This window comes from Mesotoga sp. UBA5847 (assembly GCF_002432735.1).
Lineage (GTDB): Bacteria > Thermotogota > Thermotogae > Petrotogales > Kosmotogaceae > Mesotoga.
The window spans coordinates 1-21,731 of record NZ_DJGL01000079.1; the positions used below are offsets into that span (position 1 = coordinate 1).

Sequence of the window (21,731 nt, forward strand, 5' to 3'; positions counted from 1 at the left end):
GTCTCGACAACTCACTTTCTCAATTGATCTTATCGTAGGACGGGTCCATGCTCTAGGACGGAGGACGTTTCTTCAAAGCGCTCAGCGACCAGCGAAAAGCGATTCTTCCAGCGATCTGCGGGGTCTTTCCCGATGACGATAACGATGTAACGTCAACGATCGACCAACATCGCCTTTTGTCTTTGCTTTATAAGGTACAATACAAAGGAGACATCCGGGGGGTGAAGGTTTTGCAGTTCAGGAAGATGAGGAGATGGGATAAGGAGCTGCCGCTGAACGAAGCTACTGAGATTCTGAAAAACGGTTCCTATGGGGTATTATCTACTGTGGGTATAGATGGGGGATGCCCTACGGGATCCCTGTGAATTACACGTACGAAAACAATTGCATTTTCGTGCACTGCGCAATCACCGGTCACAAGCTAGACAACCTTTCTCAAAACGCTAATGTTTCTTTCTGTGTTGTTGAGTCATCTAAAGTGATTCCGGAGTCTTTTTCAACGATCTTTAGAAGCGCCATCGCCTTTGGAAAAGCCTCGATACTGGAAGACGATGGGGAGAAGACAGAGGCCTTAATGAAGCTCCTTTCAAAGTATTCGGCAGATTACTTTGAGAATGGAGTAGAGGAGATTAAAAACGCCTTGAAGGCCACCTGTGTTATCCGTATCGATATCCTTCACTTGACAGGAAAATCATCGATAAAGTAGTTCGCGGACGGTTCTATGGTTTTTCTTGTTCAGTAAAATGGATTGATCGGGTTTGCCCACCTTAGGTGTTCTTTCCATTCATCAGAAGCCTATCTAAAGGTTCAGGTATTTGATTTGAATACCTAAAGGCACCTCTTCTTGTTATAATTCCGATGAATGAACTAACTGGAGGCGATGGTTGATGAACAGGAACGCTCTTATGAGAACTATAATTGGAGCCATAATGATTCTGCTTGGGATCCTGATCATTTTTGTCAGATCGTTCACTCTCAATCTCTGGCTATTGCTTATCTGGATTCCTGGGATTTTCATGGAATACAGAGCATTCACTGGACGTGACAAGAATCTCTTTGTGCCTGCAGGCATTTTGCTAACGGTCGCTGTAATCCTGACTTTCAATGTTATTTTCCCGGGCTTCATAATGGGAGGCGGCTGGGCGCTATTCATAGCCGCTCCTGCCGTTGGCCTCTTTCAGTCGTATTTTGCCGGAGTTGAAAAGGATAATGGCATTCTGGTTGCGGCATCGTTCTTATCGGCAATCTCCATACTCTTTCTGCTCATAGCACTGGCGCCGAAAGTGCTTGGAATTTTCATAGGAATCTCGCTGCTTGCAGTTGGAGGGTTGGTAGTCTACAAAAATCTGAGATCTGTTAAGAGATAGGAGGAGTCTGGATGAAAGCCATGATTTTAGCAGCCGGAGCCGGAACAAGATTGAAACCGCTGACGAACAGGCTGCCAAAACCGATGCTTCCCATTATTGAGAAGCCGGTTATAGAGTTTATTCTTGAGCTGCTTGCCAAGTATGATGTGAATGAGATAATGATCAATCTCTCTCACCTCGCAGGAGTACTTCAGAATTATGTAAGGAGCGGGTACAGATATGGTTTGAGAGTCGGATACTCCTTCGAAGGGCATTTTGAGAAGGGGCAGCTGGTGCCTGAACCCGTTGGTTCGGCTGGAGGATTGAAGAAGATTCAAGAAGAGTCCGGCTTCTTCAATGAGACATTTATTGTACTTTGCGGCGATGCGATAGTAGATTTCGATCTAGCAAAGGCGTATGAATTCCACAGGGCAAGCGACTCTGTAGCGACAATTATTTCAAAGAAAGTCGAGAGAGACAAGATTCCCAACTACGGAATTATCGTCTGCGATTCGGCGGGAAGGGTCGAATCTTTTCAAGAAAAGCCGGCGGTTGAAAAGGCCAAATCGAATCTCGCTAACACGGGCATCTATATATTTGAACCCGAAGTCTTCAACTACATCCCAAAGAATCAGTTCTTCGATATCGGCGGTGAGCTTCTTCCCCTGCTTGTTCAGAAGAGAGAAAGGGTCTTCTCGCTCGACACGAAGATAGACTGGTATGACATAGGAAGGAACTCCGATTATCTCGAGATACTCGGCGCGGCTCTCGAGGGAAGGATAAAGGGCTTCAAACCTTCCGGAAGAGAAGTGACCGAGGGTTTCTGGAGAGGTACGGGCTCGGTCCTTGAGAAGAGCATTAAGATCATCACCCCGGTATATGTTGGGGCGGGTTCGATAGTTGAAAAGAACGTAAAACTAGAAGGGCCGGTAATGATTGGATCCAACTGCAAAATCCACAGCGGCGTTGAACTGAGTAACGTCTTTGTGGGAGACTATACACGGATCAGACCCGGTTTCAAGGGAAAGAATTTATTGATCACATCTGAGTACTACGTGACAGTAGACGGGAGCGGGGGAAGTATCTCCGACTCGAATCTCAAGAATTACATCTCAGATGTGAGGTCTTTGGAAGGCAACTCCACTGTCCACTAGAGAGCTATCTTTAATCGTGCTAGAATTGTCCATACGTTTTTTCTAGGAGTTGCTAATTTTGAAAATTGTCAAAGTCAAGAGCCGTCACGAGAGGAAAGAGTTCATTGAGCTCCCAAGGGGACTATACCGCGATTACCCCCTCTGGGTACCTCCTTTAAGCCATGAAATTAAAGCGGTTTTGAAAAGCAAGAGCTCACAGCTTCTTGCGAACGGTCCTCACGATTTCTTTGTGGCAAAGAACGGAAGTAGTGTAGTGGGAAGGCTCGCCGTGGGCATAGAACAGGTTATGAACCGCGAGAAGTCCGTGGAGCATGCATACTTCACGCTCTTTGAGTCGGTAAACGATAGGGCCGTTGCCGACGCCTTGCTTAGGACTGCCGAAAGCTGGGCAAAGAGCAAAGGCATGAAGTATCTGAAGGGACCTGTTTCCCCTACTAACGGCGACGATTATAGAGGCCTACTGATAGATAACTTCGAAGATCAACCTGCCGTTATGATGCCTTACAATCCCCCCTACTATGTTGACTTTTTTGAAGACTTCGATATTTACTTGAAATATCTTGCCTTCAGATACGATCTTGAGCAAGTCATATCCGAGCGCGAGATAAAGTTTACCGAGATCGCAATGGATCGCTACGGGTTCCGCGTTGAAGAGGCCAATTTCAAGCGGCTAAAGGATGTCGCCGCGGATCTTCAGAAGATCATGGAAGAATCTATCCCGAAGTGGGAAGAGGACGTTCTTCCTCCCACATATGAAGAACTGTGTGATATGGCCAAGACACTCAGGACGGTAGCCGATCAGAGAATGGTAATCATCGCGAGATCAGGAGAAAGGCCAATAGGGTACTTTGTTGCGCTGCCGGATTTCAGCCCGCTCATTCGCGAGATTGACGGCAAGCTACTCCCCTTTGGCTGGTATAAGCTGCTGAGTAAGAGAAAATCTCTTGCGCGCGTAAGAGCGGCGATACTCTTTGTCGTTCCCGATTTCAGAAACAAGGGCGTGCCTTCGGCCATGTTCTTGAGAGCGTACAGAAATATCCAGAATATGGGTTTCGAAGAAATCGAAGGATCATCGATCAGCTCAATGAACGCCACGATGATCGCAAATGCCCGGCGTGCCGGAGGCCAGGAGTACAAACATTACATAGTCTACGGAAAGAGCCTGCTGAAGAGACCGCTTTCACTCAGTGAGATATACGGGATTGCTGCGAGCAAATTTGTTCCAAAAGTCCAACAGACTTCTGAAACTCTTCTTCAAAGGATCTAAACTCGGTAGAAAGTTCCGATGTGCAGGGCTTCCGATCGTCTATGAATTCGAGAAAATTAAAGAGTTTTTTGTATCTGGTCATGTATCTGAGATCCCTTTCGCTCTCGAACTTAGCTGCGCTGAACGCCTTAATGACTTCAAACATTAGAGATGAAGGCGAGTAGGGAACCAGCCTCTCGATCTGGAGGAAGGCAGCCATCTCTTCGAGCATTCCGGTAACGAGATGACAGGTCCTGGAGTAGGGTTGCTTCGCAATGCTTTCCAGCCAGGGAATGAATTCCCGGTAGTAGTGGTATTCTGCCGTCTCGCCTTCGACACCTACAAGCCCCAGAAGTCTTAGCGCCTCAATTCTCGACTCTTCTTCTAGTGATAGAAAATGAGCTCTCAAGGGATCGTCATCTCCTAGAATGAAATAGCTATCACCCCGTAAAACACCGAACTTCTTCATTGTATCGAGATAACCACAAATGAGATACTTCTTCGAGACCTCAGGATCAAAGGTCATTACTGTCCCGAATTGCTCTGAAGGTTCTATCAACGTGACCTTCATTCCATCGGTGAAGATGTTTATAAAAGCGAGAGCTTCTCCAAAGTAGATTCCAATAAGGTCGACTGCGACAACCTCTTCGTGGCCTCTCTCCTTTGCCATGAAAAGAGGGAAGTTAGAATAGACGCCTCCGTCTATGAAGACCTCTCCGTTTATCTTTTCACGCGTGAAGGCGGGAAAGTTTGCGCTTGCCAGAACAAAATCGACCAGCTTTCCCTCTGGGATAAGGTCTTTGTACATTGCGTAAGGTCGCAAGCCACTGAGAGAGTAGAGAACGATTCCAAGTTCTACATCGCTCGCTATTACCTTTTCCTCAACGATCATTTCTTTCATCTTGGTTCTCATGGGTTCTATGTCTATTCCATTTTCGGAGGTGAGAGTTCTCATTGCCGAGGCAAGCTCCATCGCATCCAGGCCCAGGAGATTTCCCTGGATCAGTTCGTACAAATGAGGAGAGGCATTCATAAGCTCCAGGTAATCTATGCTGCACCACGCATCTCTCGCAGCCTCAAAGCCCTCACTGATAAGACCGGCCGCGTTGATTGCCCCTACAGAGGAACCGTAAATGGCATCGATTTCCAAACCGAGATCAAGCAAGGCGCCGTAAACACCGATTTCATAGGCCCCTCTACCTCCGCCGCCAGAAAAGTCCACTGCAACCGAGGCAGCAGTGACCGCAAGTAGAATTACCGAGAAAACTAGAAGCGCTCTCTTCATTTCTCTTCCCCCAGATTTCTCCAAAGTTGTATGAAGGATTTGATGATATTATTATACATTGGAAAGGAAGAGACTCAGAATCCATATTTAATGAACCCATCACGAGTTCTCTCTCGAAATGGTGTATCATATTAAGTTAGTTTACCGGACTAGTGAGGCGATTGTTTTGATAAGAGACTTCCTGAAACACAACTGGCCAAGGTACGTTTATGGCGCTATTTTTCTTATTCTTGTCGATTTGCTAATGTTGATTACTCCAAGAGTGATTGGATTGATAGTAGATGAAATCAGAGGTGGTGCCCAGGACCTAGGTTTTGTCAGACTGCTTATATTTGCCGTTATCGGGGTTGCCTTCGGACTTTTCATAACGAGATTGTTCTGGCGGGTCTTCATAATGGGGGCGGCAAGAAAATTCGAGTACTACGCTCGAAAGACACTCTTCGAGAAGCTTCTGACGCTTCCACCAACCTTCTATGACAGGACGAGGGTCGGTGATCTTATGGCCAGATTCACGAACGACGTGAATGCCGTGAGAATGGCTATGGGTCCTGCGATTGTCATGATCATAGATGCCGTCTTTCTCGTAACTGTAACGATCTTTGCAATGGGGCTTTTCACGAACTGGAATCTGACATGGATCTCAATCGCTCCGCTTCCGGCGCTGGCTATCGTTTCAACCTTCTTTGGAAAGATGATTCATAAGAGATTCAAAATGGTCCAGGCATCCTTTTCCGATCTTACAGATACAATTGAAGAGTCCATCTCGGGAGTCCGGCTTATAAAGAGTTACGGAATCGAGGACCTTAGAAATGGAACTCTCTCCGATAAGTCAGATACGTATGTAGAGAAGAACATGACTCTGGTAAGGGTCTGGGGAATGTTCTTCCCGCTGATTCAAACTCTCTCTATGCTTGGTACTGTGCTGGCAACATTGTTTGGAGGACGTATGGTAATACTGGGTCAGATAACTCTAGGAGAGTACATCACGTTCACTTCGTACCTGGGAATGCTGGTCTGGCCGATGACGGCCTTTGGCTGGGTGATCAACATCATCCAGAGAGGACGCGCCTCTTACAGAAGGCTTATGGAAGTCCTTGAAGAGGATAACAACATAACTACCGATGACCCTGTAAAAATCGACGAATTTGAAGGTCATATAGTCATGAAGAACCTCACCTTCACCTACCCGACCGGAAGCAGACCTGCCCTTGAAAACATTGATTTCGAAGTCAAACCCGGCTCTAAGATAGCCATCGTCGGAACCACTGGCTCGGGAAAGTCGACGATTGCAAAATTGATCGCCAGGCTTTACCCCGTTGACGAAGGGATGCTGTTCATAGATGGAGTGGATATAAATAAACTGGAACCTGAGGCGATAAGAGAAAATGTTGCTTACGTTCCGCAGGAGACGTTTCTCTTCTCCGAGACCGTTGGAAACAACATTCGTTTCGGAGACATGGGAATATCCGACGAAGAAGTTAAAAAGTACGCGAGCATCGCCTCGATTCATGAGGATATCGAAGGCTTCAGCAACGGGTACAAAAGCATTGTGGGTGAAAGAGGCGTGACCCTTTCGGGAGGTCAGAAGCAGAGGATTTCTATAGCAAGGGCACTCATAAAGGAGGCACCACTCGTTGTGCTCGATGATTGCCTTTCGGCCGTCGATACCGAGACTGAAACGGAGATTCTAAAATCCTTGAAGGACTCCGAGGACACCAGATCGATAATCGTCATCTCTCACAGGTTAAAGGCCGTGGTGGATTCCGACGAGATTTATGTGCTCCATGAAGGCAAGGTAGTCGAGAGGGGAGTACACTCCGATCTAGTTCAGGGCGGAGGTCTTTACCAGAGGATGTACGACAGACAGATGTTAGAAGAAAAGCTCGAGGAGGAATAGCATGGCCGAAAACGTATACAGCGAAGTAGAAGAGAAACTTAAGGTTGAAGACTGGCGAGTCGTCTTCAGGCTGTGGAAGTACACGAAGCCCTATGTTGCTATTCTGATTCTCAGTTTGATTTTGATCGGAGCCTCCTCGGCGCTTGATCTCCTTCCACCGCTGCTGATGAGAAGAGCAATAGACAACTACATGGACAATCAGTATTCGCTGGTCGTGGTTGAAGAAAACGGTTCCTTTAGCTTCGCGGAATCCGATGAAGGAGCCTTCTATCTCCAACAGGATGAGTCGGGTCTCTACAGTGTGACCGACGGTACGACAAGTTATCCGATAACCGAAGAACAACTCAGAGACTTGAGGGTGCAAGACCTTAACGGGATAGGTCAGATAGCAATCTTCATGATCCTGATCCTCGTCTCGCTTTTCTTCGTCAATTACGGGCAGGTCTATGCAACATCCTACATGGGACAGAAGATAACTCATGGTATCAGGGTGGACCTCTTCCGGCATCTTCTGAGAGTGCCGATGAGGTTTTTCGACACGAATCCCAGCGGAAGATTGGCGACTAGGGTTGCTAACGACACGCAGAATCTTGCCGAGTTCTTTACAAGTGTCATTACGTCGATGGTGAAAGACGTCCTCCTGCTGGGAGGAATCATCATAATAATGCTTAACCTATCTACCTACCTGGGATTGATCACAGTGGCCATTCTTCCGATCATTGCTGGAGCGATCTTTGTTTTCCGTTACTTCGACAGGATAGCCTATAGAAAGGTGAGAACGCGCCTTGCGATAATCAACGCCTTCCTTGCCGAGCATATCTCCGGCATGTCTGTCACCCAGGTCTTCAATCAGGAAGTCAGGAAGAAGAGCGAGTTCGATTCGGTTAACAAGAGCCACCTAAAGAGCCTTTTGGAACAGCTCTGGGTATTTGCCATTTTCAGACCGCTGTTGGATCTTCTTTATTATGTGACCATAGCTATCGTTATCTGGTTTGGCGTAAAAAGCATTCTGGGAAACACGCTGGCCTTCGGAGTGCTTGTTGCCTTCGTTTCGTACATCGATATGTTCTTCCGACCGCTGAATGACATCGCAGAAAAGTACGACATTGTACAGAATGCGCTTGCCTCGGCCGAGAAGATCTTCAAGCTGATGGACGAGACCGAAGAGACATACAATCCAGACGAGGCTGCCACGAAAGCACTCGAAGGAAGCGTTGAGTTTGAAAACGTGACCTTCGCGTATGACGGTGAGCACAAAGTGTTGAAGGACATCAGCTTTGGAGTTAGGCCGAAGGAAAAGATCGCCTTCGTCGGCGAAACCGGAGCCGGCAAGACCTCGATCATCAGCATTCTCACCGGACTGTACAAGATTCAGGGCGGCCAGATAAGGATAGATGGCAAGAACATCTACGACTACAATCTCCAGAGTTTACGCAAGAAGGTTGGAGTTGTACTACAGGATGTCTTCCTCTTCTCAGGAAGTATTCTCGATAATATTCGTCTCTTCGACGAGACGATTTCGAGGGAGAAGGCCATAGAGGCTGCAAAGTACGTCTATGCTCATCACTTCATTGATCGCCTTCCAGATAAATACGATTCAGTAATCCTTGAAAGAGGGGGCACATTGTCTGCCGGAGAGCGACAGCTGATTGCGCTTGCCAGGGCCGTTGCCTTCAATACGGATATTCTTGTTCTCGACGAGGCGACTGCGAATGTCGACACAGAGACAGAGGCTCTAATTCAGAAAGCTATGGAGAGAATTTCAAAAGAGAAGACAATGATCACGATCGCTCACAGGCTTTCCACCATAAGAAATGCAGACAGAATAATGGTGATTCATAAAGGTATGCTTGTAGAGTCGGGAACTCACGATGAGCTTCTCTCAAAGGGAGGAATATACTCGGATCTCCACAGACTGCAGTACGAGCTTGGAGATATCGCTTAGGAGTCTGATCTCTTTTCCTGGTCAGCGCCGTCTTTGAGTTCTTCGGAAGTGTTCTCTTCGATGTCGCTTGTATCCTCCAGAGAGGCAGGCAGGTCGAGCTTCAAAGGCTCGTCCTCAGGTCTTCTCTTTTTAGGCCTGAGTTGAAGCATGGGGAATTCATACGGTCTCGTAGCCATTCTTCTTCCCACAGTAGACATGACGTTGAAGAAGACCTGAGGCACAGTCTTGATCTTTGTCGTCTGCACTCTCTTGAGAAGAAGAAACGCAGTAAACCTGAAGAAGGAGCCCAGAAGGAAGATCACCTGGATTCCGTAGAAGTCGATGCCGAAGATTGTAATGCTTTTTCCCTTCAGATAGGAAGCAACTAGTCCTCCGAGAAGTGAACCTCCCAAAGCGCCAATCCCATTCAAAAAGGCCTGCACTGCGACGTAGGACTCAACTGACTGGCCGCGTATCATGCCCATCATCATTGTGAAGATACACAGGTTGATTGCGCTCCATACAATCCCAGTTACTACCGCATCTACGGGCAGTAGAATAGCCGCCGTCTGAGGGGTGACAAAAATCCACATAAGGGCGAGAATCGTTGCTCCAAGTACTCCAAATTCCGCAACCGACTGGTGTCCTATCTGGTCGGATATCTTGCCCCAAACAACGTACATCATCATGGAGGCAAGTGAGGCGACTATACTCATAACACTCAGATACGAGTAGCTGATCTCGAGATTCACAAGCTGGTGGTAGGCGTAGAAAGGTCCGGAGATAGTAATAGCGAAATTCCATACTACAGCGAACTTCAGGTACTGCCTGAATCTGAGATTACCAAACACTTCCTTGAACACTCTTCCCTGGCCAAACGTCTTCACTGGAGGAGCATAGTGGCTCTTGAGAAGAACAATCGTTATTACTGCAAATACGCTTGCCATAGAAGTTACAATAACAAATCCCAAAGAACCCGTATAACGGTCCAGTATGAACGAGTACAAAGGAGTTATAAGCATTGTGCTCAGAGATAGAATCAGATTACGTCTACCAAAATATTTACCTGTCTTTTCGGGATCGATCACGTCTCCCATTATCGAAGCCCAGAAAGTGCCCACAAGAGAGTTACCAAACGCAACTGAAGAAAGGAGAATCAGCAGCAGCGATTGCGATTTAATCCCCAGGGCAAGTGTAACGGGAATAAAGGCAAGTGGTATCCTCCCGATAAGTGCGCTGAAAAGCATCGCCTTTTTCCTGTCCTTGAAAAACTTCATCACGAATGGCGCAAGCAGCTGAACTAGTTGAGCAAGCGTAGGGAGAACTCCAATTATGGCGATTAGCATCTCAGAAGCGCCGTATTCAAGAGCTAGACCGGTTACTATGAAGCCTTGAGTAACCAGAAAGGCCATGTTGAAGAACGAGCCCTCGAAGATCGCAAGTTTTCTCGTTCTCTTGTATTCAGGTTTGTTGTAGCCCAAGTAGTCGTCCATTGCCTCTCCCGCCAGATCAAAATCAGCTGATTCACTTGAGAGTTTATCATTGAAAGCACTGCGTATGTGGCACTATCCCAAACTCTTTCGTTTCATTTCCTGTACACAGATAGTAAAGGGATGCTTTTCTCTCGCCTTCTCGTGAGCGCAGCGAAGATCTCGACAATGCTCTTTCTCGGTTGCTCTTTTCGGCGAACGGATCCCTGCTCTTGGAAGGTTAACGGAGGACGTCTCCTCAAAGCCTACATCGGGTCTTTGATTTCAAGCGTATATCGATTTCAAGACTCGAGATCCCGATCAGTTGCACATCGGGATGACGGTCTTTTCTAGCTTTGTGTCTGGCATGCTTCCGGCCAGGATCTCGATCTTTGAAACAGTTGCAAGAGACAAGTTGCGAGTTGAATAAGAAACGGTTATCCGTTATCGGTTCGCCGTTCTCCGACAAGAATGAAAAGAGCGGTAAAGGCGTGACTAGGGTCTTGGCTTTTCACAGCGTACAACGGGTTTTCTGCTCTTAAGCGTTGTTCTTTCCAGCGCTCAGCGGGTCTTCGTTCTTAAGCGTACAGCGGAGTTTCTGGCGCAGAGAACATCTCGACAATGCTCTTTCTCGGTTGATCTTATCGTAGGACGGCTCTTCAAAGCGAAAAGCGGTTCTTCAATCGCAAAACGGCTCTTTGGCGAGCGATCTTACACAGAAGGAATTTGGGATACGTTGCCCCCTACGATGAGTTAGTTATATGATCATTATCCATGGTCTGTGAACCCGGAAGCTTTCGAACCTGACTTTAACCTTCGGGAAGTCTTCTCCGAGTGTTACAAACTCCGCAGTACCGTCAGGATTAAGAAGTACGGTGTCTTCACTGAACAGACCGCCTATCCTTGGACAAAGTACATAGCTGGCAGGAGATCTTATCTCAATCAATGAGTTCGGAGCAAATGAAAATCTTTTCTGAATGTAACCGATACTTCCCCCAGGGCTGAAGTGTGTTATCTCATCTACCGCATTAAGAGCAATATATGCGTTTCTAATCTCTTCGTATACTTCGCCCATGCTCTTTGCCCTCATTATCGCAACAGCAGCCTTGGCGGCAACGCCGGAGGCTCTCTCGTGCTTCTCCTCAATTGCTTGAGGCAACGCTCCAAAATGGAAGTATCTGCTGAGAGAAACGGAAAGTCCTTGCTTCCTTATTGTCGCCCTGAGCATCAAATAACGGTCTATCTTTTTTGCTGTTGAAACCGGATAAGGAGACTTTGTGATTCTCTCATCGGAAGCTACGCACAAAGTTGGAGCTTCAAGTCCTGACTCGATAAAGATAGCCCTCAATACTTTTTCGATTTCCAGCTCCGTCATACCGGGTTGCAGTTCAGGTGCAAACTCGCACAAGATATTCTCAGTAAGCTTTCCAACTACTCTCAGACGCAATATCTCTCGATCGTCGAGAATTTGCATTTTCTCATAGAAGGACTTTTCCAAAGGCACATAGTTTGAGCAGGAGTGAAAACATTCACAATCAACTGCGGTCTTTCTGAACTTTTCACATATTTTGCTTATTGTCTCCCTGCAGTTTTTATATTCATCGATAGCAAGTATCTCAATCCCCGCCGGAAGAATCTCGTCCTTGATTCTTTCAGCATCGTAGCTTGGACTAAGTGCAACTACCATCGATTCCGTGACTAGAAGCCAGAAAGCTCCGAAGTCAGCCGAAGTGTCTATTCTCGGATCGACCTCGCCTTTGAAGAACCACTGAATATTCGAGTTTCTTGTCAAGAGGACTGCTTCTACGGAAGCTTCCCCGATGTATTCTCTGACAACCTCGTGTCTAGTCAAACACACCCCTCCACCTCACATTAAACCTATTCTATCAGAGGAGACAATATATATTCAGCGAATATGCACTGATAGACTTTCATACTTCGGTTCCTTGTTCCGACGGAATTTGTAAGCATTCAAAATAGACTTCCGTTCTTAGTGATATGGTATAATTGCTGTGATTTCTGTAGTTGTTGTATAGAGCAGTTCTGCAATGATTGCTGTCGATTCCTTATATAGGTTATCATGCGAGGAGGGGATAAAATGCAAATTGGTGAGTATGTTAAAAGCGCCGACTGGAAAAGCGAAAAACACGTGCCGGTTATTGACATTCCTGAAGCTATTAAGCCGGGTGAAGCATTCAATGTAGAGATCACGGTGGGCAAAGAGATTTCTCACCCAAACACTATCGAGCATCATATCAAATGGTTCGATCTGTACGCAATCTATGATGATGGCCAGTTTCTGATTCATCTGGGTCACATCGAGTTCACTCCTGTAACAACACAGTCTAAGGCAGTTTTTAATGTGAAACTTGAGAAGTCAGGTTCTCTAATCGCCACCTCTTACTGCAATATACATGGTCTCTGGGAGAGCAGTAAGAGAGTTGATTTCTGATTAAGGAGGTTGGCACGATGAAGTACAGATGCACTATCTGCGGTTATATTTACGATCCCGAAATTGGAGACCCCGATAACGGCGTAGATCCCGGGACCACTTTTGAGGATGTTCCAGAGGATTGGGTTTGTCCGCTTTGCGGAGCTAGCAAAGACGACTTCGAACCAGTCGACTGAGATGAGGCGGGAGAATCACTCCCGCTTTTCTTTACCTCAACGGGGGTGTTATTGTGAAAGATTATGTGATAGCCCTTTCCGGCGAAGCCGGGCAGGGGTTGAATACAATTGGCGATATGCTTGCACTAAGTCTCTTCAGAAATGGCTACTGCATCTTCACAGACAAGAGTTACCACTCAAGAATAAGGGGCGGAGAGTACGTCTACAGAATTCGGATCTCGGAGTCTCCTCTTCACTCGATGCGACAGGAGTTCGATCTAATAGTTTCTCTTAGCAAGAATACTACGCTTTCACAGCTAGAGTACTTCCACGATGGGACAACTCTTGTGTTCGATTCCGACTCAGATCGTGTAACACAGGAGGATGTCGATTTCAGGCTTAATGTGAAAGACTTTCCCTTCAAATCGATCGCCAAAGAGGCCGGGGAACCAAGAGCTCAGAATGTTGTTGCACTGGGTGCTATCCTCAGCCTATTCAAAGTAAAAAAGGAGATCCCTTCTCGACTCATCGAAGAGGTCTTCTCCGGAAAGGAAGAGGTAATCAAACCAAATCTCGAAGCGTTGAAGAAAGGTTACGATCTTCCTCTGTCGATAGAGGTACCCGATTTTGACGTCCAGGAGCACGACTACTTTCTGATGAACGGAACTGAAGGTACAGGTTTGGGAGCGATAGCTGCCGGCTGCAGATTCCTCGCTGCATATCCCATGACACCAGGTACGGGAGTCATGACATTCCTTGCCGCAAACGCTGAGAAGCACGGAATTGTTGTTGAACAGGCCGAAGATGAGATTGCTGCAGTGAATATGGTTATCGGTGGCGCATTCGCGGGGGCTCGTTCTCTTGTCACGACTTCAGGAGGCGGTTTTGCGCTCATGCAAGAAGGTGTCTCACTTGCCGCGATGACTGAGACTCCTCTGGTTATAGTCGATGCTCAGCGTCCAGCTCCGGCAACTGGTCTGCCGACGAGAACGGCTCAAGAAGACCTCCTCTTTGTCGTAAACGCCGGACATGGAGAATTTCCGAAGTACGTTGTCGCACCAAGAACCCCCAAAGACGCCTTCGAGTTAACTGAAAAGGCGTTCTTCATTGCCGACAAATATCAGATTCCTGCGATCATTCTACTAACCGAATCGCTCGTAGACTCCTCGGCAACCGTAGAAGCACCTATACACAAAGACGAGTTGCTCGAGAGGTTCATTGTTGAAGGAGACGAAGGATACCGAAGATTTGAGATTACCGATGACGGCATCTCTCCAAGAGCAGTCCCCGGAGGTAAGGCTTTGGTTAGGGTAGACTCCGATGAACATGATGAATATGGGTTCATAACCGAGGACCTCAATATAAGGAAGAAGATGGTCGAGAAGAGAATGAGAAAGATTGATGCTCTGCTCGGTGAACTTGCCGCTCCCGCCAAGTTCAATCTCGATGCCCCCTTGATTCTAATAAGTTGGGGCGACAGCTGGGGAGCTATCGACGAGTTTACTGTTGGCAGAAAGGATATTGGTTACGTCCACTACACCGAAGTCTTTCCAATCGATCCCGAGATTAAGGAAGAACTGGAAGGGAAGAGACTTGTTACCGTCGAAGGGAACTTCACGGGGCAGTTTGCCAGTTTACTGAGGTCGAAGACCGGTCTTCCTATTGAGCACATAGGTAGATACGACGGCCGTCCGATCAGCGCAAACTGGATAGAGAAGACGCTCAAAGAGGAGGGGATTATATGAGTTTTTTGAGAGAAGTTGACCCGGCATGGTGTCCCGGATGCGGGAACTTCCCCCTCAGAATGAATCTTGCGAGCACTCTCGAGGAGATGGGGGTAGATAAGTCTCATTTTGTGATGGTAACCGGAATAGGGCAAGCCGCCAAGATGCCTCACTATTTGGATATCAGTTTCTTCAACGGACTGCATGGAAGAAGCCTTCCAGTTGCCTTTGCAATAAAGGCAGTGAATCCGGAACTCACAGTTATTGCCGAGTCTGGAGACGGAGACATGTACGGTGAGGGTGGAAATCATTTCATTCATGGAATTCGAAGGAATTTCGACGTTACTGTTCTGATTCATGACAACCAGATTTATGGCCTCACAAAGGGACAGGGATCTCCGACTACCGGTAAAGGCCAGAAGACAAGTTCTCAGCTGCAGGGTGTTATAAACGAGCCGTTGAATCCTCTCGCACTGGCGATAACGATGGACGCCGCCTTCGTAGGCAGAACTTTCACTGGTGACAAGGAACACTTCTTCAAGGTCGTTTCTGCTGCGTTCAATCACAAAGGTTTTTCCGTGGTCGATATAATGCAGCCCTGTGTGACTTTCAACAAAGTGAATACGCTCAAGTTTTACAAGGAAAGGCTTTACGACGTGAGTGAAGAGAACGGCAACTACGATCCGACCGATAAGCCAAACGCCTTAAAGAAGGCCCTAGAATGGGGCGAGAAGATTCCTATGGGAGTTTTGTACTTGAACGAAAAGGAGACGTATCACGAACTCCATCCTGTTCTCAAAAAGAAGATCGTTCTGGCAAATGAGAGAAGGCAGATTGATATTTCTGCTGAGATGGAAGCCTTCAGGTAAAGAGCATAGAGATCCAAGTAAATATCGGTGACAGAATCAGGGCCGGAAGAAAGTTTCCGACCTTGATTTCTTTTATTTCAAGCAGTCTGATTCCCAGCCCGAGAAGCATTAGTCCCCCAACACCGGAGAAATCTCCCATGTATTGAGGGGTCTGTAGAAAGGAAAGAACACCTGCAAGAGATACTAGCCCTCCCTGTACAAGGTATACTGCTGCTGCAGAGAGGAGCACACCCTTCCCGAGAGTCGCGGCAAGCATTACAGATGATATTCCGTCCATAAGGGATTTGATGTAAATGAGCTCATTCTCTCCCGAGAGACCTGCACGTAGCGATCCGATAACCGTCACCGGGCCTGCAACGAAGAGAACCGAAGCAGTTATGAATCCCTTGACGAAGTTTGCATCTTCGCTTCTCTTGCCCACAAGTCTCCCTATCTTCTCCTCAATATCAAAGAATTCTCCTATAGCCCCTCCGACAATAAGACTACCGAGCACGACGAGGACGCTGTTGGTATCGAGAAACATGCTAATTCCCAGACCCATTGTCAGGAGTCCTATTACTTGAAAGAAGACCTTTCTATAGCGCTCCTTCAGAAGTTTTCCACCGAAGAGTCCTAGCAATGATCCAATGATTACAGCGACGGTATTGACAATGACAGAAATATTCAACATCTCTTATCTCTCCTAATAAATAGAATCAACTCTTCTTCGCTTTGAGGGAAGCGGCGGAAAAGTTTGTAGTAGTTTAGCAGATACCGCTCCTTCTCTTCAAGTCGCTCCCGATGAAGATTAAGGTCAACATAGTCAGCAACAGTAACAAAAAAGTCAATTCTTCCATCTTTGAGATTCATAACATGTGTCGCTAAGTCCATAAACTCTGCCGGCCAGTGGGTCGCCACTACGACCGTCTTGTTTTCACTCTTTTCTACGTTCAAAATCTTCCGTACGGTTGCGACCGCCTTTTCATCTAGGCCGGATGTCGGTTCATCCAACAAGATGATCTCTCTATCGAGCGCGATTATCGAGGCGATTGCGACAAGTCTCTGTTCGCCGCCGGAAAGAGATAGAGGTCTCCTCGTTCCGAACTCGGCAAGATCAAAGCCTATCGATTCGACTATTTCTTCCAGACCTCTGGAAGCATTTCTTCCCGATCTCCTGATACCGAACTCTATCTCCTCTTTCACCGTGGCGTTGAAAAAACAATCCTCGGGATACTGGAAGATCATCGAGGAGATCGAAGAGAGGTCGCGGGATTCGCAATCAATTGCTCCTTCATCGGGTTCGATGAGACCGCAGAGAAGCTGGAGAAGTGTAGTCTTACCGGCACCGGTCCTTCCAGTAAGTATCACGAAGTCTCCCCGCTTCAAATCAAACGAAATCTTCTCAAGAGCCGGAATCCTCGAGTCCTTGCCCGGTCCCCTATAGGCGAATGATGCTTTACGAACCTTCAGCATGACTGGACTATCTCAAAAGGAACCGACATCCCGGCTTCATAGAATAGCGAAGGAGTCCTCTTGAGTTCTTCAATACCCCCGTCGAAGAGCTTTCTCCTGTTTCCGATTATCACGAAGCGATCAAAGCCCACGACTTCAGAGAACCTATTAGTTGCGAATAGTACAGAAGTCTCTGAACCGACAATTTCTGAAACCGTTTGCAGTATACTCTCTCTATCTTGCCTATCCATCATAGAAAGAGGTTCATCAAGCAGCAGAATAGATGGTTCCGAAATCAAGGCGGCAGCAATGGATACGAGCTGACGCTGCCCACCCGAAAGCGTAAGGATGTCTCGATCCAAAATCTCCGTTAAACCGAATTTCCTGGCACATTGCTGGATTCTTTCGAAAATTCTGTTCCTGTCCAGTTGCAGAGATTGAAGCGGAAAGGCAAGATTCTCTTCCACGGTCGCGCCAAAAAGTGCAGACTCGGGATTCTGAAAGACCATTCCGATTCCGCCATCTAGAGTAATCTTCCCAGAACTGAATCTTTTCAGGCCGGCAATCGTTCTAAGAAGAGTTGTCTTCCCCGAACCATTTCGTCCAAGAAGCGCTACGCTTTCTGCCTTTGAAACATCGAGAGAAAAGCTTTCCAGGATCTTTCTTCCATCGGCATGCACGGTTACAGCTTCAAGAGACAGAAGAATATCACAGCTTTCTCGAGACATAGACTCTTATACCGCCTGATTTCGTCGTAGTAATAACATTTCCGAAAGTCGTTTTCATTATCCCTTCAAGTCTCGACCCGCCTTTATTATGATAGGCGACTATCTGAAGTCTTCCATTTTCAGTTAAGAATTTCGGCGCTTCACAAATCAGCTTTTCCCAAACCGCTTTACCCGCAGCCATGGGTGGATTAGAGAGAATCGAATCGAATCGAAAACCCTCCCATGGATCGTAGAGGTCGCCTTTGCGGATGTCAGCTAGCAGATTGAAGTCCCTCGCATTGATCTTCGAAAAAGTCACCGCCCTGGTATTAGTGTCACTCATGAAAAGCTTTAGGTCGGGGTTTTCAAGTTTGAGGGTTATTCCTATTGGCCCGTAGCCACAGCCCAAATCCAGAAGATTCTCTTGGCCGTCCAAAACACAGTTTTCGATCAGTATAAGAGAGGCCCTATCGGCTTTTCCGAAGGCAAAGACGCCATCCGGACTCTTAAAGGAATACGAATGACCGTTCTTCAGCCTGAACGTGGCGGTTTTAACTCTTTCCGGAGCTTCTGTCTGGTCCGTATAATAGTGCCGAAAGTCTTCTCTCATCCAAGTCTGCCCAGCTTTCTTCCTCCGAGTATATGGAAGTGGAGATGCTCGACTTCCTGACCGGAATCGCTGCCTTGATTGACTATGAGCCTGTATCCGCTGCTTTTTATTCCTTTTGACTCGACGATCTCATTCACCAGTGAGAACAGACTCTTGACGGCTACTCCATCACATTCTGCCAGCTCTTCGAGTTTCGCGATATGCCTTCTTGGAACGATTAGAATATGGGCCGGAGCCGAAGGATTGATGTCGTCAAATGCCACGAAAGTTTCGTTCTCTGCAATGTAACTGCTCTTGATTTCTCCGTTGGCGATTTTGCAGAAGATGCAGTCCAATGATCTCACTCCCTATCAATATAGTGATTCTTCATTATCTCTACAAGTAGATCCGCGGACCTTCCCGAAAGATTCGCGAAGTTCCTGTCGAAGTCTCTATTGGACTGTTCGTCAGCTCTGTCGAGAATAGTCTTCAGGACGATAAATCCGCAACCGTTCTCGTAAGCGACTTTTGCGAATGGTGCCGAATCCATGTCAAGTGCAAGTCCTCCATATGAGGAGTGCACTTCATCTCTTATAGATGAGTTTGCAACTACTGCATCGCCGGATAGAATCTTTCCAAACTTTCCTGCCTTGAAATATACTCTGAGGAACCTCATAAGAAGACTGTCCGATGCCTTCATAACCATCTTACCTTCGCTGAGAGGAAAGACTGTGTCGTACTCCTCGAATTCAGTGCCGACTACAACGTCACCAATTTCCACGGACTCATCTATCCCAGCCGCACCCGAAGTAAGGACCGCAAGTCTTGGGCTGAATCGATCTATCATCTTTTGTGTAATCATTGAGGCCTCGACTTTGCCCACAAACCCTCCACAGGCCACGACTTCGTTATTGCCTATTACTCCTCTGCAGTAGTGCCTTCCAAGAATCTCGCCCGATTCGAGGACAAGCATACTGTCCATCACAGGTCTCACTTCTGGAAGAAAGACGCCGAGAGCAAGAATCATGTCAACACCTCCATAGAGGATTATAACAAATAGGGGACCTCCGGTCCCCTATTCTTCTTCGTCGTCCTCGGCCGATATCTCTTTCACGAGTTCAGCCCAGGATTTGTTCACCTCTTCGAACTCCTCATCTTCAACGGAATATAGGTAGGGATTCTCATCGTCATCGTATTCAACTCTAAAAACAATGTACCCATCTTCTTCTCCGGCCAGTGAGACATCCTGTCCTTCTTCATAGAACTCCTCGACGACCCAGTAAAGCTTTCCATCGCTCTCAAGCTCGGCAATTACGTCGAAATGATGTTCTACTCCTTCTTCATCTGTGACCGTAAATCTGTCAAACTCAGCATCCTCTCCATGATCATGATCACAGTCAGGATCTGTACATTCGTCGCAGTCATGCATTTCAAGTTCTTCTCTTTCTTCCATCATAAACCTCCATTATTTCGCGATTCGGTTCATAGTAACATAGTAACGTTGAAGACGCAACTTGATGACCGATGAATAATCTTATACACTGTATCTGGAGTGTGAAGGCAGTGCTTGAAATCGAGAGAAAGTTCCTCTTTGGAAAAGATTTGCCAGTAGAAATTATCGAAGAGGCAGAAAGACACCAGTTGATTATTCAGTGGTATCTAGACCATCCCGATAGGCGGAGAATAAGACTCGGAGTTGATGAATCTGAGATTTCTCTACTTGAGACCGTGAAATCTGGGAGCGGTCTCATTAGGGAAGAGGAAGAAAAGTATCTCGATCCTGCCAAGATCACCGAGATAGCTGAACAACTCAAGACATCCAGGGCAGTTATTAAATCGAGGCATATTTTTGCTCGCATGCAAGTTGAGGGTGTAATTGACTGGTATCTTCTTCCCCAGATAGGGTATGTTTTTGAAGTTGAAACGTCCAGTCCATTTGTGAGACTTCCCGATCCATGGGAATACTGGATGCAACCGCAAGAAGGGTTTAGAGAAGTCACCGAAGAACCATATTACACAGCTAGATCTCTCGCAGTGGTTGTTCACGACATTGAAAACATCTTTCCTATGAGTTTGCCACTGATTAGCAAAAAACAGATGAAAAAATTTGAGATGCTCCTGAAACTGATCTACTAGAGCCCTAGCCCTTATCTATTTGAAGTGCAGAAGTAAGCAGTTCCAGATAGCTCTTATCGCTGTTCATTGTACGGAGGGACAGATCCACGACGAAAACTCCATGCACTGAAATCTTCTTTCTATTTGAATCTTTGTAGCCAGCTCCATCATGAATAGCGAAGAATCTCCCGTTGTCCTGGCCGAGATAGATCAGCGTATGGCCCGGCATATACAGTGGATTTCCGGGTCTTAGGGACCGCAACTGAACCTTCCTTTCTTCTGAATTTCCCTCGAAGAGAATTTTGTTCTTGGATCCCAGCATTTCCTGAGCCCAAGCATCTCTGGGAAGTACGAGGCCAAAAGAGGCGAAGATATCCTGAACGAATCTCGAACAGTCCCTCCTGTTGTAGAGGCCTCCCCAGCCGTAACGCTCGCCGAGCATCTTGAAGGCTTGATTTAATATCTCCCTGCCGGTGAGCTTCAAGTTCCCGATTCTTACATCTTCGCTCATTCTCACAAGGCCTTTTCGAAAACTCAGCGAGCCCAATCTCTCTCTTGCAGGAATCTTGACTGTGAAACAACCAAATGGTCCTTGCGCATGGAGATTCTCGCTTTCTTCGGGATCCTCAAGAGGGAGTTTGTCTCCCATTTGCAGAAACAAACCCGAAGAATTTAGTTCAAAGGGGTCAGGCTCGATCTCTACTCTGCTGCCAGTTGCAAGGAGGAAGTTACTCGACCGGTAGAAGTTCTGTACAGAGAGCCTGCTTTCCGTAGCGGCAGAATCATTTGCCTTCAGCCAGCCTCTGTAACCTGGGGTTTGAACGAAAAGCCACGAAGTGTCCCTGCTGCGCGCTAGAACCACAAATGGTGTCCCAAGGCTTACAGAAGTCAACTGGAGGCGGTCATTGTCGATATACTCGTCGCAGGAAATGAAATCTGTGGGCAGCGCTCTCAGATGAGTCCTCCGAGTCACGATGCCAAACTTCTCGGCAATATCTTGATCAAGGATAGCGGTAGCATTGTCAACGATGTCTCCGCGAATTCCCGAAGGGACAATCTCTCCTTCATTGCTCAAAAGAGGAGTTTGCATGAAGTGCTCGGGAATTGAACCGTTGATCATTGCTCTTACTTCATCAAACACAAGTCTCAAAGGAAAGTTTTCGAGCTTACAGGCAAATGCAGCGCGACCAGAAGCTTCAGCGCGTGAGATAACCGATCCGTTGAAAGCATGAATCTCATCCTCACTCAGCCACTCTTCATCTGGATCGGTCATCTTCTCGCACCAGAAGTTCGATTGCTGCATCTCTTTTGAAACGTTCTCCGGAAAGACCATGTACCGCTCAGAAGCCTTCTTCATCTTTGAAAACA

General features: G+C 47.0%; 23 protein-coding genes. 12 read left to right on the top strand and 11 right to left on the bottom strand.

Annotated features, from left to right (window positions below; translation table 11 throughout):
* The first annotated feature begins 230 nt into the window (after nt 1-230).
* From B3K91_RS09395 to B3K91_RS09415, 5 genes are all read left to right on the top strand, one after another.
* Nucleotides 231-365, top strand: coding sequence for a hypothetical protein (locus tag B3K91_RS09395; protein ID WP_292589623.1), 135 nt, complete (start codon nt 231-233; stop codon nt 363-365).
* Nucleotides 344-706: a pyridoxamine 5'-phosphate oxidase family protein gene (locus tag B3K91_RS09400; RefSeq protein WP_214060677.1), complete on the top strand. Its 363-nt coding sequence runs from the start codon at nt 344-346 to the stop codon at nt 704-706. Before B3K91_RS09395 ends, B3K91_RS09400 begins: the two co-directional genes overlap by 22 nt.
* Nucleotides 707-887: 181 nt before the next feature.
* On the top strand, nt 888-1,367 hold the full coding sequence (locus B3K91_RS09405; protein ID WP_292589625.1) for a hypothetical protein: 480 nt from the start codon (nt 888-890) through the stop codon (nt 1,365-1,367).
* Between the two features lie 11 nt (nt 1,368-1,378).
* Entirely contained in the window at nt 1,379-2,500 is a 1,122-nt protein-coding gene (locus B3K91_RS09410) for a nucleotidyltransferase family protein (protein WP_214060675.1), read from the top strand.
* A 58-nt stretch (nt 2,501-2,558) separates the two neighbouring features.
* On the top strand, nt 2,559-3,767 hold the full coding sequence (locus B3K91_RS09415) for a hypothetical protein (RefSeq protein WP_292589628.1): 1,209 nt from the start codon (nt 2,559-2,561) through the stop codon (nt 3,765-3,767).
* On the opposite strand, the gene B3K91_RS09420 is transcribed toward B3K91_RS09415, so the two are convergent.
* On the bottom strand, nt 3,685-5,031 hold the full coding sequence (locus B3K91_RS09420) for a patatin-like phospholipase family protein (RefSeq protein WP_292594912.1): 1,347 nt from the start codon (nt 5,029-5,031) through the stop codon (nt 3,685-3,687). The two genes, B3K91_RS09415 and B3K91_RS09420, sit on opposite strands and share 83 nt — an antisense overlap.
* 166 nt (nt 5,032-5,197) lie before the next feature.
* Between B3K91_RS09420 and B3K91_RS09425 the strand changes: the two genes are divergently transcribed.
* Together B3K91_RS09425 and B3K91_RS09430 are read left to right on the top strand one after the other, a co-directional pair.
* Nucleotides 5,198-6,928: an ABC transporter ATP-binding protein gene (locus B3K91_RS09425; protein WP_292589632.1), complete on the top strand. Its 1,731-nt coding sequence runs from the start codon at nt 5,198-5,200 to the stop codon at nt 6,926-6,928.
* 1 nt (nt 6,929) lies between these two features.
* A complete protein-coding gene (locus tag B3K91_RS09430) occupies nt 6,930-8,873 on the top strand; it encodes an ABC transporter ATP-binding protein (protein ID WP_214061526.1) in 1,944 nt (647 codons plus the stop codon).
* Here B3K91_RS09430 and B3K91_RS09435 read toward each other — a convergent pair.
* Both B3K91_RS09435 and B3K91_RS09440 read right to left on the bottom strand, forming a co-directional pair.
* Nucleotides 8,870-10,345 (bottom strand): MFS transporter, encoded by a 1,476-nt coding sequence (locus B3K91_RS09435; RefSeq protein ID WP_292589634.1) that lies wholly within the window; start codon nt 10,343-10,345, stop codon nt 8,870-8,872. The two genes, B3K91_RS09430 and B3K91_RS09435, sit on opposite strands and share 4 nt — an antisense overlap.
* 733 nt (nt 10,346-11,078) lie before the next feature.
* Nucleotides 11,079-12,173 (bottom strand): M24 family metallopeptidase, encoded by a 1,095-nt coding sequence (locus B3K91_RS09440; RefSeq protein ID WP_292593526.1) that lies wholly within the window; start codon nt 12,171-12,173, stop codon nt 11,079-11,081.
* Nucleotides 12,174-12,419: 246 nt separating this feature from the next.
* On the opposite strand from B3K91_RS09440, the gene B3K91_RS09445 reads away from it, so the two are divergent.
* The 4 genes from B3K91_RS09445 to B3K91_RS09460 are packed head-to-tail and all read left to right on the top strand — an operon-like array spanning nt 12,420 to nt 15,521.
* Entirely contained in the window at nt 12,420-12,773 is a 354-nt protein-coding gene (locus B3K91_RS09445; protein WP_214060179.1) for a class II SORL domain-containing protein, read from the top strand.
* A 17-nt stretch (nt 12,774-12,790) separates the two neighbouring features.
* Entirely contained in the window at nt 12,791-12,949 is a 159-nt protein-coding gene (gene rd, locus B3K91_RS09450; protein ID WP_099830765.1) for a rubredoxin, read from the top strand.
* Between the two features lie 53 nt (nt 12,950-13,002).
* Nucleotides 13,003-14,673, top strand: a complete 1,671-nt coding sequence (locus B3K91_RS09455; RefSeq protein WP_214060180.1) for a 2-oxoacid:acceptor oxidoreductase subunit alpha — start codon at nt 13,003-13,005, stop codon at nt 14,671-14,673.
* Complete coding sequence (locus tag B3K91_RS09460) at nt 14,670-15,521, top strand: thiamine pyrophosphate-dependent enzyme (protein ID WP_214060181.1); 852 nt, start codon at nt 14,670-14,672, stop codon at nt 15,519-15,521. The genes B3K91_RS09455 and B3K91_RS09460 overlap by 4 nt, the downstream gene beginning before the upstream one ends.
* Here the strand turns inward: B3K91_RS09460 and B3K91_RS09465 are convergent.
* From B3K91_RS09465 to B3K91_RS09495, 7 genes are read right to left on the bottom strand one after another with little or no spacing between them, the layout of a single operon-like run.
* On the bottom strand, nt 15,514-16,191 hold the full coding sequence (locus B3K91_RS09465) for a DUF554 domain-containing protein (protein ID WP_214060182.1): 678 nt from the start codon (nt 16,189-16,191) through the stop codon (nt 15,514-15,516). The genes B3K91_RS09460 and B3K91_RS09465 overlap by 8 nt on opposite strands.
* On the bottom strand, nt 16,185-16,973 hold the full coding sequence (locus tag B3K91_RS09470; protein ID WP_214060183.1) for an energy-coupling factor ABC transporter ATP-binding protein: 789 nt from the start codon (nt 16,971-16,973) through the stop codon (nt 16,185-16,187). The genes B3K91_RS09465 and B3K91_RS09470 overlap by 7 nt, the downstream gene beginning before the upstream one ends.
* Nucleotides 16,967-17,680 carry an energy-coupling factor ABC transporter ATP-binding protein gene (locus B3K91_RS09475; protein WP_292593527.1) on the bottom strand — a complete coding sequence of 238 codons (714 nt, stop codon included), beginning with the start codon at nt 17,678-17,680 and terminating at the stop codon, nt 16,967-16,969. The genes B3K91_RS09470 and B3K91_RS09475 overlap by 7 nt, the downstream gene beginning before the upstream one ends.
* The gene (locus B3K91_RS09480) at nt 17,661-18,269 is read right to left on the bottom strand and encodes a class I SAM-dependent methyltransferase (RefSeq protein ID WP_214060185.1); all 609 of its coding nucleotides are present in this window, start codon (nt 18,267-18,269) and stop codon (nt 17,661-17,663) included. The genes B3K91_RS09475 and B3K91_RS09480 overlap by 20 nt, the downstream gene beginning before the upstream one ends.
* Nucleotides 18,266-18,613 (bottom strand): histidine triad nucleotide-binding protein, encoded by a 348-nt coding sequence (locus B3K91_RS09485; RefSeq protein ID WP_243392428.1) that lies wholly within the window; start codon nt 18,611-18,613, stop codon nt 18,266-18,268. Before B3K91_RS09485 ends, B3K91_RS09480 begins: the two co-directional genes overlap by 4 nt.
* Entirely contained in the window at nt 18,610-19,275 is a 666-nt protein-coding gene (locus B3K91_RS09490; protein WP_214060186.1) for a 5'-methylthioadenosine/S-adenosylhomocysteine nucleosidase, read from the bottom strand. Before B3K91_RS09490 ends, B3K91_RS09485 begins: the two co-directional genes overlap by 4 nt.
* A 48-nt stretch (nt 19,276-19,323) precedes the next feature.
* Nucleotides 19,324-19,704: a DUF1292 domain-containing protein gene (locus tag B3K91_RS09495; protein WP_258006189.1), complete on the bottom strand. Its 381-nt coding sequence runs from the start codon at nt 19,702-19,704 to the stop codon at nt 19,324-19,326.
* 107 nt (nt 19,705-19,811) lie between these two features.
* Between B3K91_RS09495 and B3K91_RS09500 the strand changes: the two genes are divergently transcribed.
* Nucleotides 19,812-20,384 carry a hypothetical protein gene (locus B3K91_RS09500; protein WP_214060187.1) on the top strand — a complete coding sequence of 191 codons (573 nt, stop codon included), beginning with the start codon at nt 19,812-19,814 and terminating at the stop codon, nt 20,382-20,384.
* A gap of 4 nt (nt 20,385-20,388) precedes the next feature.
* On the opposite strand, the gene B3K91_RS09505 is transcribed toward B3K91_RS09500, so the two are convergent.
* Entirely contained in the window at nt 20,389-21,720 is a 1,332-nt protein-coding gene (locus B3K91_RS09505) for an SH3 domain-containing protein (protein WP_292589666.1), read from the bottom strand.
* Nucleotides 21,721-21,731: the final 11 nt, after the last annotated feature.

What these genes read in the sequence shown, in the direction of transcription:
- B3K91_RS09470 (WP_214060183.1), bottom strand. Translation starts at nt 16,973, where the DNA reads ATGCTGAAGGTTCGTAAAGCATCATTCGCCTATAGGGGACCGGGCAAG.
- B3K91_RS09400 (WP_214060677.1), top strand. Translation starts at nt 344, where the DNA reads ATGCCCTACGGGATCCCTGTGAATTACACGTACGAAAACAATTGCATT.
- B3K91_RS09405 (WP_292589625.1), top strand. Translation starts at nt 888, where the DNA reads ATGAACAGGAACGCTCTTATGAGAACTATAATTGGAGCCATAATGATT.
- B3K91_RS09465 (WP_214060182.1), bottom strand. Translation starts at nt 16,191, where the DNA reads ATGTTGAATATTTCTGTCATTGTCAATACCGTCGCTGTAATCATTGGA.
- B3K91_RS09505 (WP_292589666.1), bottom strand. Translation starts at nt 21,720, where the DNA reads ATGAAGAAGGCTTCTGAGCGGTACATGGTCTTTCCGGAGAACGTTTCA.
- B3K91_RS09420 (WP_292594912.1), bottom strand. Translation starts at nt 5,031, where the DNA reads ATGAAGAGAGCGCTTCTAGTTTTCTCGGTAATTCTACTTGCGGTCACT.
- B3K91_RS09435 (WP_292589634.1), bottom strand. Translation starts at nt 10,345, where the DNA reads ATGGACGACTACTTGGGCTACAACAAACCTGAATACAAGAGAACGAGA.
- B3K91_RS09410 (WP_214060675.1), top strand. Translation starts at nt 1,379, where the DNA reads ATGAAAGCCATGATTTTAGCAGCCGGAGCCGGAACAAGATTGAAACCG.
- rd (WP_099830765.1), top strand. Translation starts at nt 12,791, where the DNA reads ATGAAGTACAGATGCACTATCTGCGGTTATATTTACGATCCCGAAATT.
- B3K91_RS09495 (WP_258006189.1), bottom strand. Translation starts at nt 19,704, where the DNA reads ATGATGGAAGAAAGAGAAGAACTTGAAATGCATGACTGCGACGAATGT.
- B3K91_RS09480 (WP_214060185.1), bottom strand. Translation starts at nt 18,269, where the DNA reads ATGAGAGAAGACTTTCGGCACTATTATACGGACCAGACAGAAGCTCCG.
- B3K91_RS09460 (WP_214060181.1), top strand. Translation starts at nt 14,670, where the DNA reads ATGAGTTTTTTGAGAGAAGTTGACCCGGCATGGTGTCCCGGATGCGGG.
- B3K91_RS09445 (WP_214060179.1), top strand. Translation starts at nt 12,420, where the DNA reads ATGCAAATTGGTGAGTATGTTAAAAGCGCCGACTGGAAAAGCGAAAAA.
- B3K91_RS09475 (WP_292593527.1), bottom strand. Translation starts at nt 17,680, where the DNA reads ATGTCTCGAGAAAGCTGTGATATTCTTCTGTCTCTTGAAGCTGTAACC.
- B3K91_RS09430 (WP_214061526.1), top strand. Translation starts at nt 6,930, where the DNA reads ATGGCCGAAAACGTATACAGCGAAGTAGAAGAGAAACTTAAGGTTGAA.
- B3K91_RS09490 (WP_214060186.1), bottom strand. Translation starts at nt 19,275, where the DNA reads ATGATTCTTGCTCTCGGCGTCTTTCTTCCAGAAGTGAGACCTGTGATG.